Origin of the sequence: Pantoea sp. OXWO6B1 (assembly GCF_001641135.1) — a bacterium.
GTDB lineage: Bacteria > Pseudomonadota > Gammaproteobacteria > Enterobacterales > Enterobacteriaceae > Pantoea > Pantoea allii.
This window is the reverse complement of record NZ_LWLR01000001.1, coordinates 1,392,894-1,409,157: the sequence shown is the minus strand read 5'-3', so window position 1 is coordinate 1,409,157 and position 16,264 is coordinate 1,392,894. Positions and strand designations below refer to the sequence as shown.

Genomic DNA, 16,264 nt, shown 5'->3' with positions numbered 1-16,264 from the left:
CCAATAATGGATAAAGTATGAAGAACTGGAGAATGCTGATTCTTGGTGTGGCGATAAGTGCCAACACCGTGTTCGCAGCACCACAAGTGGTTGATAAAGTTGCAGCTGTAGTGAATAACGGTGTGGTCCTGGAGAGTGATGTGGACAGCATGATGAGCACCGTTAAATCTCAGGCGAAGCAAGCAGGTCAGCAGTTGCCCGATGACAAAACGTTGCGCCATCAGATCCTCGAACGTGAGATCATGGACGCGATTATTATGCAACTGGGCGATAAAGCCGGTTTGCAAATCAGCGATCAGCAACTGGATCAGGCTATCCAGAATATTGCCGCGCAAAACCGCATGAGCGTTGATCAACTGCGTAGCCGCCTGGCTTATGATGGAATGAACTACAACACCTATCGGGCTCAGATTCGTAAAGAGATGCTGATCTCGGAAGTGCGGAATAATGAAGTACGCCGTCGGGTCACGATCCTGCCGCAGGAAGTGGATACGCTGGCGCAGCAGGTTGGCGCGCAGAACACCCAGGGCACGGAAATGAACATCAGTCACATTCTGCTGCCACTGCCGGAAAACCCGACGCAGCAGCAGGTTGACGATCAGGAAAAGCTGGCAAAACAGCTGATGACTGAACTGAAAGGTGGTGCGGACTTTGGCAAGCTGGCCGTAACCTACTCCGCCGACTCTCAGGCGCTGAAAGGCGGTAATATGGGCTGGGCGAAAATCGAAGAGCTGCCTACCCTGTTTGCTCAGGCGCTGACCACGGCGAAGAAAGGCGATATTGTTGGCCCTATCCGCTCAGGTGTAGGTTTCCATATTTTGAAAGTGAACGACCTGCGCGGCGAGAGCAAAAACGTCTCTGTGACCGAAGTACATGCGCGTCACATTCTGTTGAAGCCTTCTCCGATCATGACCGACGATCAGGCTCGCGCCAGGCTGGAGCAGATTGCTGCCGATATTCGCAGTGGTAAAACCACCTTTGCCGCGGCAGCCAAGCAATTCTCTGACGATCCAGGTTCCGCGAATCAGGGTGGCGATCTGGGCTGGACCTCACCAGAAGCGTACGATCCGGCTTTCCGCGATGCGTTGCTACGTCTGAAAAAAGGCGAAACCAGCCAGCCGGTTCACTCCTCTTTTGGTTGGCACCTGATTCAACTGCTGGATACTCGCCAGGTTGATAAAACCGATGCGGCCCAGAAAGAGCGCGCCTATCGCATGCTGTTTAACCGTAAGTTTGCGGAAGAAGCGCAGACCTGGATGCAGGAACAGCGCGCCGGGGCTTACGTGAAAATTCTGGATAACAATGCGCAGTGATTTTCGTGTGGTGATCACGCCCGGCGAACCCGCCGGGATTGGTCCCGATCTTGCCGTTCAACTGGCCCAGCAGGCCTGGCCCGTTGAACTGGTTGTCTGTGCGTCCCCTCAGCTGTTGCTGCAACGTGCCGCACAGCTGGGGTTGCCGTTGACGTTGCGCGTTTACGATCCCGCCCGCACAGCCGAACCGCAACAGGCCGGCACGCTTACCGTCCTTCCCGTTGAGCTACCGCAGCCGGTCACGCCAGGCACGCTATGCGTCGCCAACAGCAACTACGTGCTGGAAACCCTGGCCCGCGCCTGTGACGGGTGCTTATCCGGGGAGTTTTCGGCCTTAATTACCGGCCCCGTGCACAAAGGCGTGATTAACGACGCGGGCATTCCGTTTACCGGCCATACTGAATTTTTTGCCGATCGTGCAGGTGCTCAGCGCGTGGTGATGATGTTGGCGACTGAGCAGCTCCGTGTGGCTCTGGCCACCACCCATCTGCCGTTAAAAGATGTTGCCGCCGCCGTTACCCGTGATTGTCTGCATGAAGTGATCACGATCCTGCATCAGGATCTCAGAAATAAGTTTGCCATTGCCCAGCCGCATATTTTTGTCTGCGGACTGAATCCTCATGCGGGAGAAGGCGGCCACATGGGGCGGGAAGAGATAGATACGATCATCCCGGCATTGAATGAACTTCGTCAGCAAGGCATACAACTGACCGGTCCGCTGCCTGCGGATACCCTGTTCCAGCCGAAATATCTGCAACGTGCCGATGCAGTGCTGGCGATGTACCACGATCAGGGTTTACCGGTACTCAAGTTTCAGGGATTTGGTCGGGCGGTCAATATTACCCTCGGCCTGCCGTTTATCCGCACCTCAGTTGACCACGGCACCGCGCTTGAATTAGCCGGCCTGGGTCAGGCTGACGCGGGCAGCTTTATCACGGCGCTTAACCTCGCCATCACTATGATCAAGAGCAGTAATGAATAATCGCGTCCATCAGGGGCACTATGCCCGTAAACGTTTCGGGCAGAACTTCCTGAACGATCAATATATTATCGACAGTATCGTCTCCGCCATTCACCCACAACGCGATCAGGCGATAGTGGAAATTGGCCCCGGCCTTGGTGCACTCACTGAACCGGTAGGCGAACGCCTCGACAGTTTAACGGTGGTGGAGTTAGATCGCGATCTTGCTGCACGCCTGCAAACCCATCCGTTTTTGGGCCCCAAGCTGACGATTTTTCAGCAGGATGCTATGACGTTTGATTTCGCCGCGCTGGCCAAAGAGAAAGGCCAGCCGCTGCGTGTCTTTGGTAACCTGCCCTACAATATCTCGACCCCGCTGATGTTCCATCTGTTCAGCTATACTGGTTCGATTAAAGATATGCACTTTATGCTGCAGAAAGAGGTGGTTAATCGTCTGGTTGCCGGTCCTGGCAGTAAAGCCTATGGTCGTCTGAGCGTCATGGCTCAGTACTATTGTCAGATCATTCCGGTGCTGGAAGTTCCGCCGCACTCCTTTACCCCGCCACCGAAAGTGGATTCGGCGGTCGTGCGGTTAGTGCCTTATATGGCACCGCCTCATCCGGTTAAAGACGTGCGTATTCTGAGCCGTATAACCACTGAAGCATTCGGTAAACGCCGTAAAACACTGCGCAACAGCCTGAGCCATATGGTGGAGGCAGGCGCGCTGGACGCGCTGGCGATCGATACCGGCTTACGTGCCGAGAATGTTTCGGTTGCACAGTATTGCCAGTTAGCAAACTGGCTGGCAGACCATCTGGATAAAACCCAGGAGTAACCCATGAGTGAACCGGCCCGCGTATCGCTACACGTACAAAGTCTGTATGTCGCCTCTCAGTCCTCACCGGACGAAGAGCGCTATGTCTTTGCTTATACCGTCACGATTCGCAACGTAGGCCGGTCTTCTGTGCAGCTGCTCAGGCGTTACTGGCTAATTACGAACGGTAACGGCCGTGAAACAGAAGTTCAGGGTGAAGGCGTGATCGGCGAACAGCCGCATATTGCGCCGGGAAATGAATATCAGTACACCAGTGGTGCTGTTCTTGAAACCCCAATGGGCACCATGCAAGGTCACTATGTGATGGTCGATGAGCAAGGCGACGAATTCCACGTTGAAATCCCGGTATTCCGCCTCGCGATTCAAACCCATATTCATTGATTTTGATGTCTCTCGCCCGTATCTCGGGCGACTGTTTTAGTTGGATAATCCTCTATGAATACTTACCTGATTGGCGACGTTCACGGTTGTTACGATGAATTACGTGCTCTGCTAAACCAGGTTAACTATGATCCCAGTCAGGATACATTATGGCTGACGGGTGATCTGGTCGCGCGGGGCCCTGGCTCGCTGGACGTTCTGCGCTACGTCAAGTCACTGGGTGACAGTGTTCGTCTGGTGCTGGGTAATCACGATCTGCATCTGCTGGCTGTCTATGCCGGTATCAGCCGTAATAAGCCTAAAGATCGCCTGACGCCGCTGCTGGAAGCGGAAGATGCTGATGAGCTGATTAACTGGCTGCGCCGTCAGCCGCTGCTTCAGGTGGACGAAGAGAAAAAGCTGGTGATGGGCCATGCCGGGATTACCCCGCAGTGGGATTTGGATACAGCGCAACGCTGTGCACGCGAAGTGGAAGCCGTGCTGTCCAGCGACAGCTATCCGCTGTTTCTTGATGCGATGTATGGTGACATGCCTAACAACTGGAACGACTCCCTGACCGGTCTGGCACGCCTGCGTTTCTCCACCAACGCCCTGACCCGGATGCGCTTCTGCTTTCCCAATGGTCAGTTGGATATGATCTGTAAGGATGCGCCGGAATCCGCGCCGCCGCCTTTAAAGCCCTGGTTTATGATTGAAGGCCCGGTCGCACGCGATCACACGATTGTCTTTGGTCACTGGGCGTCACTTGAGGGTAAAGGCACGCCGGCAGGTATTATCGGTCTGGATACCGGTTGCTGCTGGGGCGGTAACCTGACGCTCCTGCACTGGGAAACGCAACGCTATTACGTTCAGCCATCGAACCGCCAGTTATCCTTACCGGACGACCTTGCTCCGCAGCAGTCAGCCCGCTAACCCGCAGCCATAAAAAACGCCTTGTTATGACAAGGCGTTTTTTTACTGCGTATTCATTAACGGCGGCGTTCAAGAATCTCGAAGCAGTAACTGTGGGAGTTCTGCGCATCCGCATCATGAAACTCACTGAACGTCGAGTGCCACTCATCCGGTTCGTAATCCGGGAATTGCGTATCACCTTCGACTTCCGCATCAATGTGCGTCAGATAAAGACGGTCGGCGCGCGCCAGCATTTGCGCATAGATACGACCACCGCCAATTACCATGATCTCTTCAGCGTCACCCGCCGCGTTGATCGCATCATCCAGCGATGTCACCCAGGTGACGCCTTCCGCTTTACCCGGCTTGCTGCTGACCACAATATTCAGCCTGCCAGGCAATGGACGACCAATCGATTCAAAGGTCAGTCGGCCCATAATCACAGGTTTTTTCAGGGTGTTACGCTTAAACCACGCCAGATCTGCAGGCAGGTCCCACGGCATGGCGTTTTCCATTCCAATAATGCGATCTGCTGCTAATGCCGCGATAAGACTAATCATGTTAAAAGGCTCGCTGAAAAAAACAGGCGCCATGATACGTAAAGGTTAAACCTTCGTCGATAGGCGAAAGGGGGTTATTGCATAAAGCGGCATTGCCACCGTATTTCAGACTTTGTGCAGGGTTTTACTCCGTAAGACGGGCCACGCGCCCCAAAAGTCGCCAGATAATGGTGCCACGTCGCGATAAACAGAGAGAATAAAACGGCTCCCGTGGGAGCCGTGGCAGGTCATCAGAAATCGTAGCGGAAACGAACCAGATTCATATCGCCCTGATTGTCCGTGCTCGACGTGAAGACATGTTCGTAATCAACACGGAAACCATAGTCCAGGAACAGGGTTACGCCCAGACCGTTATCAATGCGCTGGTAATTGCGGCCATTCACATATTCTAAGCGGTCACCCATGACATAAGGCTGAACGGCTTTGACGCCATACTGCGCAACCGGAATTTTATAACCGGCATAATATTCAATGCCCCAGGCATCATCAGCAAAATAGTTATTCACATCGCGCTGTCTGGTCGTCAGGAAATTCTGGTACCAGCCGCCTCCTGCTGACAGGGTCCAGTTGCCTGGCGTCCAGCTTAATGCGGTACCAAAGATGTTCTGGTCGTAATCTTTATTGTCGCCGGTGACAGGATTACGCATGGTGGCGCGGGTGTAGTTCCACGCGGTGCCCCAGGCCAGATTGTTCGTGATGTTGTAATTCACACCCAGCGAGCCGCCACCCTGACGCTTATAGCGCAGTCCGTTGCCCGGCAAATATTCGTTATCGCTAAACAGGTAAGAGGCATAAACATCAAATGCACCATAACTGTTTTTGTATTTCAGCTGCTTGCGAGAACGGTATGAACCGTCGTAATCACCGTTAATGCCGTTACCCGGTGCCTGGGCCAGCATGTCGTAATCCCAGATATCCGTCTTGGCACCCACAACGTCGTAATACACGCTGTTCTGCTGACCGAAGGTCAACTGGCCCCAGGTTTTACTTTTCAGGCCCGTATAGAGCTGGCGACGCGTGGTTTCATGCGCCCCTTCAGCGTAGTGATTATCCCAGTTGAATACAGCCGGAATGTTAACGCCCAGCTCGTAGTAGCTGGTCCAGCTGATATCGTCGAACAGGTAGTAATCCGCGCTAAAGCGGAAACGGGAACCACCGTCAAAGCCGTTACGCTTGTAGGACTGATCCTTCCCGCCGGTTTGATGGTTGAACTGAGGACGAATGCTGCCACCGAATTTAAAATCGAGACGGCTAAGGGGATCGCCTGCTTGTGGGTCTTGTTTAAGAAGAGTGATTTCAGCCTGGCTGGAAAAAGACACCAGGGCCAACAGTGCAGCCACTGCACTCAGTGAAAAAAAACGCGCTTTCATTGTTATTAATATCCTGTTTAGGCTCTATTAATGAGCGAGCCGGATATTACAACGGTGAATGTCAGCCTGGTAGTTTTTTATATTATAGATTTGTGCGAATCAGCGGATTAGGCATGATTGGCTAAAAATTAAATCAAATTAACTTAAGCATATTAACGTCAAGCTGGCAGGACGCCACGCATACCGGGTTTGTCCTGTGCGATTCACCCCCTCAGGCCGCTCTTATCTCTCACCGCTTCATGCCGTCCGTACAGAGGCGTTCAGTTTACCCCGGGCAGGTCGGCCAGCACCTTTTCGATTAACGTGGCGATGCCTCTTACCCTGACAGGAATAAAGCGTGCATCCGGAAAAACGGCATACAGAAAGCGGTCAGGATGGCGATAAGCGGGTAAAATCCTGACAAGCGCGCCGGATTTCAGTGCCTCCATTGCAAGCGGTAGCTGCATACCACCGACACCGATGTCCGCCTGCAATGCCTGCAATAATCCCTCACTGCTGTTGGCCCTGAAGACCGTATTCACCGCCAGCTCTACGGTTTCATCATCTCTGACAAGCCGTAATGGCGCAGACTCGTCGATGCTGCTAAAGCGAACATGCGGGTGAAGCGCCAGCGCATCCAGCGAAGCGATTGGCGGAAAACGCGGTGACGCGAAAAGCGGCGTTTCAATTCGGGCGATCTTCCGTGCCGGAAACACATCCGGTGCGTCATGGGTCAGTCGGAAGGCAATATCCACGCCTTCTCTGGCCAGGTCAGATATCCGATCGTCGAGCGACAGCGTCAGATTCAACCCCGGATTCGCCTTTTGCAGCGCGAGCAGGTGGGGAAGAAAAAGCCGCCCTAACCCGCCGGGCAACTGGATGTTTACCTTGCCTTGCCACTGCTGAGTGGCAGAAGACAACTGGCTCTCGACTGCCAGCATCGCCTCAAGTATCGGCCGCATCTGGCCACGGTAATATTCCCCTTGCGCCGTCAGTACCATCACGCGCGTCGTTCGGTGCAGCAAGACGACGCCCAGCTCGGCCTCAAGTGCGACGATCTGCTGACTGACCGCTGACTGCTTGATACCCAACTGGCGCGCGGCGGCAGAGAAGGAACCGGCCTCGGCTACACGTAAAAAGGTGCGAATGGCATTGAGCTTGTTATTCATTTACGCATTTCTCTTATAAGTGACATCAGCTTGCGGGGATATCGGCGAAAAGAAATTTATATCACGCTGTCTGCAACCTAACCGGAGGAAAGAAAATGTCACAGAAGCCTCAATCTAAAGTTGCACTGGTGGCTGGCGCAAGCGGTATTGTCGGCAGCCAGTTGGTCAAAACGTTGTTGCAGAATGCGTGGCAGGTTATCGGACTGTCACGTTCAGGCACCGATCGGCACGGCGCGGTCCCGTTTGTAAAAGTCGATCTGCTGGATGAGAAAGACAGCGCGCGTGCCCTTACGCCACTGAGTAACGTGACACATATTTTCTATAGCGCCTGGCTTAATGCCGCCAACTGGCAGGAGATGGTTGAACCCAACGTGACCCTGCTGCGTAATCTGGTCACCCAGGTTGAGAAAGTTGCCCCGCTGGAAACGGTGAGCCTGATGCAGGGCTACAAAATTTACGGCGCTCACCTTGGGCCCTTTAAAACGCCCGCCAGAGAAAATGATGCTGCCATTCCCGGCGCGGAATTCAATACGGCGCAACAGGCCTGGCTAAGCGACTTTCAGCGCAATAAAACCTGGAACTGGCATGCGCTTCGCCCCGGCGTGGTTGGCAGCGCATTACCCGGCAATACCATGAATCTTGCGCTGAGTATCGCGATATATGCCTCACTGTGCAAAGCGCAGAGCCTGCCCCTACGCTTTCCCGGGTCACAAACAGCCTGGCATAGCATTGTCGATCATACGGATGACGGCTTACTTTCTGCCGCCACGCTATGGGCCTCGACCGCCCCTGCAGCCAGAAATCAGGCATTCAATGTTAACAACGGTGACATCTGGCGGTGGAGTGAACTCTGGCCGGTCATTGCGGGCTGGTTTGAACTGGAGATGGCCCCGCCGGTCCAGCTGTCGTTTCAGCAACTCTTTAGCGATTACCGCAAGACCTGGCAGGCTCTGGCTGAAAAAACGCTGTTGGTCGAGCCTGATATCATGAAGTTGAGTAACGGTCAGTTCGCAGACTTTGTGTTTAGCTGGGATTACGACATGTTTGGTGATGGCAGCAAACTGCGGCGGGCGGGGTTTACGGGTTTTCGTGCGACCGATGAGATGTTTATCCGTCTCTTTACTCAGTTCAGAACGGCGAAGATTATCCCCTGACAGATGTAGCAGGCACGTTTCCGCTGCCACCGCGCTGGCAGGGGAAAGTGTGCAGAATAATGCGAAAAAGGCCTGTTTGGCGGGCAACGCCCGATGGCGCGGGCATGAATAAAGGGCGTTTCGCCTCGCGCAGTCGCATTCCCAATATCATCGACTGACTCAGACGGGCAACAATGCGGCCTTGCCGATCTGAGCAATCAGATAATGACACGACCATTATTGACCGAATGGCACCACCGGTTTTTATAGTCCCCGGACATCGATCCATAGGAGTAATAGAGCGGGAGCTGCGTATCGGCAGCGTCCTGATACACAGACGTCAGGTTCTTCCACATCAACATCGTACCCACAGCGCCTGCGTTGCTGTCCATCCGGTAGCCGATATTAATAAAATCAACGAACATCCCGGCGCAGCTGGATACAGATAACAACAGCTGCAGCGCAACAGGTTCATTATTCAGGAACATGATGTAGCCTTTGAAACAAGGCTGAAATTCCCGGAAGAACGCTTTATTGATTTCCCTGTCAGCGATAGCCTGATTTCGTCTCGCCTGGTAAAGGGTCTCAAATACGTCAAAAATGTGTTCGCCATCAAGCTGGCTGACGTTGAGAAAACTGCCCCCGTCATTAAGAAACTTTCGTAACTCACGTTCCCGCGTGGAGACGGTTTTCCGGGAAAAGTCGGCAGCAGGGTTCTTGGTAAAAGCAGCATGGCTTTTACTCAACAGGCCATAAGACGTATTAAGAAACCGCTGACTCTGCAAGTGATGCAGCGACTTACAACGGAAAGGTAAAAGCACCTTTTGCGGAACCTCGTTGCAAAAAGGCACATAGACGGATGTTGACGGTGTAAGCAGTGCGGGAAGAGAACGTTGCCGGTGTCTGCCGTCGTTGGCAAGCCAGCCATTTTCGACGCAAACGCTCCCCACTATTTTGCCTTTACGTTTATAAGCATAAAACTCAAAGGACTGCTCATGTCGCATTTTAAATGCAATAAATCCCGGCGCTGACTCGCAGTTGTAACCAAAACTATTACAGGCTATTTGATAATCGTCAAAAGAGCACTGTCCCCACCTGAAAAATTTGGGAATAAACATATTAAACACGAGCTCTTAATTAAGTCTTTAAACTTCAGAAAAACGAGGCTGTTCTCTGAAAACGTAAAACCTTGCAAAACACAGGGCATCTTAAAGTTAAGCGGAACAACTGAACAGTTGATTATCAAGCGTGATCGGCAGCAATACAGGTTCGTTTAAAATCCGTTTAATAACAGTCAAATGGTCAGGAGAAGGCAGAGAAAGAGGAATCAACAGGGAATGAGTTGATATTATTAACAAGTATTTAAATGACAACATATCCCTATTTAGTGCGCCACGTTTCGCAAAGCAGGTTTAAACATCTTTTTATTCGTAATTTGTCATAATTTTGAAAAGAACAGGTAAAACCAAATACAGAACAGCGTGTTATTCAGCACCAGCCATCATGATTAACAGCCTGTATTGCGCAAAATTTAAATAGGGTTTAACAGAGTTTGTCTGATCGGCTATGAACAGCGGTCTGATAAAACCCAGCCCCAGCAATAATGCCTGCGGCACCTCACCTTGATGAAGTCTTCGCTTGCCACTGACCGCCGATAGCAGCAACCGTATTTCCGCCATCTGTAAAACAGTCGCTGACGCCGCTCTTTGCGCGCAATGCAACGGCCTGCTGGCCGATGTTGTCCCGACAGGCTTCCTGGGATTAAACACAAAAAAGCCCCTGCAGGCAGGACGGTCTGTCAGACTACTGACAGACGATCCCCCCACAGGGGCGATGACGCGCGATCAGCCCGCGCTATTTCTGCGCAAGGATTTGTGCGTGCATCTCCTGGACTGAAATCACTTTTTCCGTTGGGTCCGCATTGAGCGCCATCGCCGTTGCAAAACCCCCGTTCAACGTGGTGTCGTAATGCACTTTATATTGCAGAGCACTGCGACGAATCAGCTTGGAGTCTTCAATCGCCTGGCGACCTGCTGTGGTATTCACGATGTAGGCATATTCGCCGTTCTTCAGGCGGTCCTGAATATGTGGGCGACCTTCGTGAACCTTGTTAACCAGACGAGGATTAATGCCCGCCTCGCCCAGCACCACAGCCGTACCGTGGGTAGCATCCAGCTCGAAGCCAAACTTCTGCAGCTTAGCGGCCAAATCGACGATACGTTTCTTATCGCCCTCACGCACGGACAACAGGGCACGTCCGGTTTTCTTCATGTTGCTCTGCGCGCCCAGCATCGCTTTGGCAAAGGCTTCAGCGAAGGTCCGGCCCACGCCCATGACTTCACCGGTTGAACGCATTTCCGGACCGAGAATCGGGTCAACACCCTGGAACTTGTTAAAGGGCAGCACGACTTCTTTAACAGAGTAATAAGGTGGGATCACCTCTTTGGTTACGCCCTGCTCTGCCAGCGTTTTGCCTGCCATCACGCGCGCGGCAACCTTCGCCAGCGGGACGCCTGTCGCTTTTGACACGAAAGGCACGGTACGCGCGGCACGTGGGTTCACTTCGATCAGGTAGACTTCGTTGTCTTTCACCGCGAACTGCACGTTCATCAAACCGCGCACGCTCAGCTCAAACGCCAGTTTTTCGACCTGCTGGCGCATCACGTTTTGAATCTCTTCGCTCAGCGTATAGGCCGGCAGAGAACACGCGGAGTCACCCGAGTGGACGCCAGCCTGCTCGATATGCTCCATGATGCCGCCAATCAGCACGCGTTCGCCGTCGCAAATGGCATCGACATCAACTTCTACGGCGTCATCAAGGAAACGATCCAGCAAGACGGGTGCATCGTTGGAAACCGACACCGCCGTCTGGAAGTAACGCTTCAGATCGATTTCGTCATAGACGATTTCCATCGCGCGTCCGCCCAGCACGTAGGAAGGACGCACCACCAGCGGATAACCAATGCCGGCGGCTTTCTCTACGGCCTGCTCCAGCGTGGCAACGGTGGCGTTAGCCGGCTGCTTCAGGTTCAGACGGTCAACGGCCTGCTGGAAGCGTTCGCGATCTTCTGCCCGGTCGATAGCGTCCGGGCTGGTACCGATTACCGGTACGCCTGCCGCTTCCAGTGCGCGAGCCAGTTTCAGCGGCGTCTGACCGCCGTACTGCACGATCACCCCTTTCGGTTTTTCGATGCGTACGATTTCCAGCACGTCTTCAAGCGTAACCGGCTCAAAGTAGAGACGGTCAGAGGTGTCATAATCCGTCGAGACGGTTTCCGGGTTACAGTTCACCATGATGGTTTCAAAACCATCTTCACGCAGCGCCAGCGCCGCATGAACGCAGCAGTAGTCAAACTCAATGCCCTGGCCAATACGGTTTGGTCCGCCACCCAGCACCATGATTTTGTCACGATCCTGATTAGGATTCGCTTCGCACTCTTCTTCATAGGTGGAGTACATGTAAGCCGTATCGGTAGAGAATTCTGCCGCACAGGTATCGACACGCTTATAAACCGGGTGCAGATTATGTTGCTGACGCAATTTACGAATTTCACCTTCCGCTACGCCCGCCAGTGAAGCCAGACGCGCATCCGCAAAACCTTTACGCTTCAGTGCACGCAGGAAATCCACGTTGAGGCCGTTCATGCCTTCACGCGCAACCTGCTCTTCCAGGCGCACCAGCTCTTCAATCTGCACCAGGAACCAGCGGTCAATGTTGGTGAGGTTAAATACGCCGTCTACCGACATCCCCGCGCGGAAGGCATCGGCGATGTACCAGATACGATCCGAACCGGCATCTTTCAGCTCACGGCGGATACGGGTTAACGCCTCAGCGTCGTCCAGGTGAACTTTCGGGTCGAAGCCATTCGCCCCGACTTCCAGGCCGCGCAGCGCTTTCTGCATCGACTCCTGGAAGGTACGACCGATCGCCATGACTTCACCCACGGATTTCATCTGCGTGGTCAGGCGGTCATTCGCACCGGCAAATTTTTCAAAGTTGAAGCGAGGGATCTTCGTGACGACGTAATCGATTGAAGGCTCAAACGAGGCCGGCGTGCGTCCACCGGTAATGTCGTTCATCAGTTCATCCAGCGTATAGCCAACCGCCAGTTTCGCTGCCACTTTCGCAATCGGGAAGCCGGTCGCTTTAGAGGCCAGTGCCGAGGAGCGCGACACACGGGGGTTCATCTCGATAACGATCAGGCGACCATTTTTTGGGTTCACCGCAAACTGTACGTTGGAACCGCCGGTTTCGACACCAATCTCACGCAGTACCGCCAGCGAGGCGTTACGCATAATCTGGTATTCCTTATCGGTCAGCGTCTGTGCTGGCGCAACCGTAATGGAATCACCGGTGTGAATGCCCATGGCGTCAAAGTTTTCGATGGAGCAGACGATAATGCAGTTGTCGTTTTTGTCACGTACCACTTCCATCTCGTACTCTTTCCAGCCAATCAGCGATTCGTCAATTAACAACTCGTTGGTAGGAGAAAGGTCGAGGCCGCGTTCGCAGATCTCTTCAAACTCTTCGCGGTTATAGGCGATACCGCCGCCGGTGCCGCCCATGGTGAAAGACGGACGGATAATGCAGGGAAAGCCGACGTCTGCAGCCACCGCCAGCGCTTCATCCATGGTGTGCGCAATACCGGAGCGCGCCGTACCCAGGCCAATGCTTTTCATCGCCACATCGAAGCGACGACGGTCTTCTGCTTTATCAATGGCATCGGCGGTCGCACCGATCATGGTGACGCCGAACTCTTCCAGTACGCCCTGACGTTCCAGTTCCAGCGCACAGTTCAGCGCTGTCTGGCCGCCCATGGTGGGCAGCACCGCATCCGGGCGCTCTTTTTCAATGATTTTACGCACCACTTCCCAGTGAATCGGCTCGATGTAGGTCGCATCGGCCATTTCCGGGTCGGTCATAATGGTTGCCGGGTTTGAGTTGACCAGAATAACCCGGTAACCCTCTTCACGCAGGGCTTTACAAGCCTGGGCACCGGAATAGTCGAATTCGCAGGCCTGACCGATCACAATCGGACCGGCACCAAGAATCAGGATGGATTTTATGTCTGTACGTTTTGGCATGATTAGCTCCTGATTACTTTGCTTTCGAACGGAATGCGTCAATCAACTCAATAAAATGGTCAAACAGCGGTGCGGCATCACCCGGTCCCGGGCTGGCTTCCGGGTGACCCTGGAAGCTAAACGCTGGCTTATCGGTGCGGTGAATGCCCTGCACGGTCTTATCAAACAGGGAGATATGGGTAACACGCAGGGTCGCGGGCAGATCGGTTTCATCAACGGCAAAACCGTGGTTCTGCGCGGTAATCATTACGCGGTTGTTATCCAGATCTTTCACCGGGTGGTTACCACCATGGTGGCCCAGCTTCATCTTGACGGTTTTCGCACCGCTGGCCAGAGCCAGCAACTGATGGCCAAGGCAAATACCGAATACCGGAATATCCGTTTTCAGAAAGGCCTGAATGGCTTCAATCGCATAATCACAGGGTTCAGGATCGCCAGGGCCGTTAGACAGGAAGATGCCATCCGGATTCATCGCCAGTACCGTTTCGGCTGGTGTTTTGGCCGGCACAACCGTCAGGCGGCAGCCACGGTCTACCAGCATACGCAGGATATTGCGCTTCGCACCGTAATCGTAAGCCACAACATGGTAAGGCAGGGCTTCCGCCGGTGTCTGTTCCGGTAAATCCCCTTCCAGTGTCCAGCTCCCCTGCTGCCAGGCGTAGGTTTCCGCCGTTGTCACTTCTTTCGCCAGATCCATACCTTTCAGGCCGGGGAAAGCCTGCGCTTTTTGTAAGGCCAGTGCGGCATCCAGGTTGTCGCCCGCGATGATACAGCCGTTCTGCGCCCCTTTTTCCCGCAGCAGACGCGTCAGCTTGCGGGTATCAATATCGGCAATCGCGACGATGTTATTGCGCTGCAGATAAGCCGATAAGCTCTCTTCGCTGCGATAGTTACTGGCAATCAGCGGCAGGTCACGAATCACCAGGCCCTGCGCATGAATTTGACTGGATTCTTCGTCGGCGGCGTTTGCACCAACATTGCCGATATGGGGATAAGTAAGAGTAACGATTTGGCGAGAATAGGAGGGATCAGTGAGGATTTCTTGATAACCGGTCATTGACGTATTGAAAACGACTTCCCCCACTGCCGACCCTGTAGCCCCGATGGCCCGACCGTGGAATTGGGTTCCGTCTTCCAGAACCAAGAGCGCTGACTTAATCAAAACATCCTCCAGGGAATAAACAGTCACAATATCTGCATATTAATTCATAATAGTGATCTGAATCAATGCAAAAACTGCCTGAGTGGTCAATTTTTGGCAAATTGCGCGCATTCTAATGATCGTCCTGATACTTGTCCACCCTGAAGCAACATTTTTAACATCTTTTCGGGCTCAGAACGAAAATGCAGAGGATAAGCGGCAAAAACAGGGGTAAACACAGCCGAATAATCGTTTGCCAATCGCAATCAACGTTTATTCTGATAGTGCACACGATTAATTTTGACCAAATGGTCAAAATTAACAGGTTTATGACAAAAACAGGGACGCGATAACCCTACTTTTGAGCCACTCACTGAAAAAATTAGGCAAAGCCCTTATTTTAAATAAAATTAAGGGCAATTAAAAAATTGCCCTTTTCAATCAATTCATTAGCGATTGAAATCACCACATCACACAGGTAAACCCATTACAAACTCGATAAATCCAGCACGTCGCGCATGTCATAAAGCCCTGTTTTCTTCTCACTCACCCATAACGCTGCTTTTATCGCGCCCTTTGCAAAGGTCATGCGGCTGGAAGCCTTGTGGGTTATCTCAACGCGCTCACCGTCATCGGCAAACATTGCCGTATGTTCCCCGACAATGTCGCCTGCTCGCACGGTGGCAAAACCAATCGTGTTCGCATGACGCTCGCCGGTATGGCCTTCTCGGCTGTAAACGGCATGTTCATCCAGTTTCCAGTCCATTGCCTCTGCAATCGCCTCGCCCATCGCCAGGGCGGTCCCTGAAGGCGCATCGACTTTGTGGCGATGGTGGGCTTCGATAATCTCAATATCCGCATAATCGCCCATGACTTTGGCCGCTTTCTCCAGCAGCTTGAGTACCAGGTTAACGCCAATGCTGAAGTTGGCGGCAAACACAATGCCAATCTCTGCCGCAGCATCACGAATCGCTGCCTTGCCTGCTTCGTCAAATCCTGTGGTACCAATGATCATGGCCTTACGGTGCTCACGACAAAGGGCCATGTACTCCAGCGTTCCTTCGGGGCGGGTAAAATCGATCAAGACGTCAAAATCATCGATCACGGCGCGTAAGTCATCGCCCAGGATAACGCCCGCGTTGCCGGTACCGGCCAGTTCGCCTGCGTCGCTGCCGATCAACGACGATCCGGGACGGGCTAGCGCAGCGCCCAGTTCAACGCCTTCCATCTGCGCAACCGCCTGGATGAGATTGCGCCCCATGCGCCCCGGCGCACCCACGATGGCAATGCGGATATTCTTCATATTTATTCATTCCTAAAACAAAACTATGCATGCAAGCGCAATCAGGTTAACGATGAGATAACAACTGCGCCACTCTTTATCAGGGATAATAAGAATTTTTATGCCAGGCAAGGCGGATTATCAGTAAAAGCAATTTCAGCTGC

The 16,264-nt window shown here is 53.1% G+C and carries 13 protein-coding genes; 6 read left to right on the top strand and 7 right to left on the bottom strand.

The window, feature by feature from the left end; all coding sequences use genetic code 11:
• Window positions 1–17 precede the first annotated feature (17 nt).
• From surA to apaH, 5 genes are read left to right on the top strand one after another with little or no spacing between them, the layout of a single operon-like run.
• Window positions 18–1,313, top strand: a complete 1,296-nt coding sequence (surA, locus tag A6A26_RS08755; protein WP_063878375.1) for a peptidylprolyl isomerase SurA — start codon at window positions 18–20, stop codon at window positions 1,311–1,313.
• Window positions 1,303–2,295: a 4-hydroxythreonine-4-phosphate dehydrogenase PdxA gene (gene pdxA / locus A6A26_RS08750; protein ID WP_063878374.1), complete on the top strand. Its 993-nt coding sequence runs from the start codon at window positions 1,303–1,305 to the stop codon at window positions 2,293–2,295. The genes surA and pdxA overlap by 11 nt, the downstream gene beginning before the upstream one ends.
• A complete protein-coding gene (gene rsmA, locus A6A26_RS08745; RefSeq protein ID WP_063878373.1) occupies window positions 2,288–3,109 on the top strand; it encodes a 16S rRNA (adenine(1518)-N(6)/adenine(1519)-N(6))-dimethyltransferase RsmA in 822 nt (273 codons plus the stop codon). The genes pdxA and rsmA overlap by 8 nt, the downstream gene beginning before the upstream one ends.
• 3 nt (window positions 3,110–3,112) lie before the next feature.
• Window positions 3,113–3,490 (top strand): Co2+/Mg2+ efflux protein ApaG, encoded by a 378-nt coding sequence (apaG, locus tag A6A26_RS08740; protein ID WP_063878372.1) that lies wholly within the window; start codon window positions 3,113–3,115, stop codon window positions 3,488–3,490.
• Window positions 3,491–3,544: 54 nt separating this feature from the next.
• Window positions 3,545–4,402, top strand: a complete 858-nt coding sequence (apaH, locus tag A6A26_RS08735; protein WP_063878371.1) for a bis(5'-nucleosyl)-tetraphosphatase (symmetrical) ApaH — start codon at window positions 3,545–3,547, stop codon at window positions 4,400–4,402.
• Window positions 4,403–4,458: 56 nt separating this feature from the next.
• On the opposite strand, the gene folA is transcribed toward apaH, so the two are convergent.
• From folA to A6A26_RS08720, 3 genes are all read right to left on the bottom strand, one after another.
• Window positions 4,459–4,941, bottom strand: coding sequence for a type 3 dihydrofolate reductase (gene folA / locus A6A26_RS08730; protein WP_063881105.1), 483 nt, complete (start codon window positions 4,939–4,941; stop codon window positions 4,459–4,461).
• A gap of 230 nt (window positions 4,942–5,171) precedes the next feature.
• Window positions 5,172–6,311 (bottom strand): porin, encoded by a 1,140-nt coding sequence (locus A6A26_RS08725; RefSeq protein WP_063878370.1) that lies wholly within the window; start codon window positions 6,309–6,311, stop codon window positions 5,172–5,174.
• A 260-nt stretch (window positions 6,312–6,571) separates the two neighbouring features.
• Window positions 6,572–7,459, bottom strand: a complete 888-nt coding sequence (locus A6A26_RS08720; RefSeq protein ID WP_063878369.1) for a LysR family transcriptional regulator — start codon at window positions 7,457–7,459, stop codon at window positions 6,572–6,574.
• A gap of 95 nt (window positions 7,460–7,554) precedes the next feature.
• Here A6A26_RS08720 and A6A26_RS08715 point away from each other — a divergent pair, with 95 nt between their 5' ends.
• Window positions 7,555–8,613, top strand: coding sequence for an SDR family oxidoreductase (locus tag A6A26_RS08715; RefSeq protein WP_063878368.1), 1,059 nt, complete (start codon window positions 7,555–7,557; stop codon window positions 8,611–8,613).
• A 197-nt stretch (window positions 8,614–8,810) separates the two neighbouring features.
• Here the strand turns inward: A6A26_RS08715 and A6A26_RS08710 are convergent, their stop codons facing one another.
• The 4 genes from A6A26_RS08710 to dapB all read right to left on the bottom strand — a co-directional run bounded on the left by A6A26_RS08710 (window position 8,811) and on the right by dapB (window position 16,121).
• Window positions 8,811–9,710, bottom strand: coding sequence for a GNAT family protein (locus A6A26_RS08710; protein WP_063878367.1), 900 nt, complete (start codon window positions 9,708–9,710; stop codon window positions 8,811–8,813).
• Between the two features lie 736 nt (window positions 9,711–10,446).
• Window positions 10,447–13,677, bottom strand: coding sequence for a carbamoyl-phosphate synthase large subunit (carB, locus tag A6A26_RS08700; RefSeq protein WP_063878365.1), 3,231 nt, complete (start codon window positions 13,675–13,677; stop codon window positions 10,447–10,449).
• Window positions 13,678–13,690: 13 nt separating this feature from the next.
• Window positions 13,691–14,839, bottom strand: coding sequence for a glutamine-hydrolyzing carbamoyl-phosphate synthase small subunit (carA, locus tag A6A26_RS08695; protein ID WP_063878364.1), 1,149 nt, complete (start codon window positions 14,837–14,839; stop codon window positions 13,691–13,693).
• Between the two features lie 466 nt (window positions 14,840–15,305).
• The gene (dapB, locus tag A6A26_RS08690; protein WP_063878363.1) at window positions 15,306–16,121 is read right to left on the bottom strand and encodes a 4-hydroxy-tetrahydrodipicolinate reductase; all 816 of its coding nucleotides are present in this window, start codon (window positions 16,119–16,121) and stop codon (window positions 15,306–15,308) included.
• Window positions 16,122–16,264: the final 143 nt, after the last annotated feature.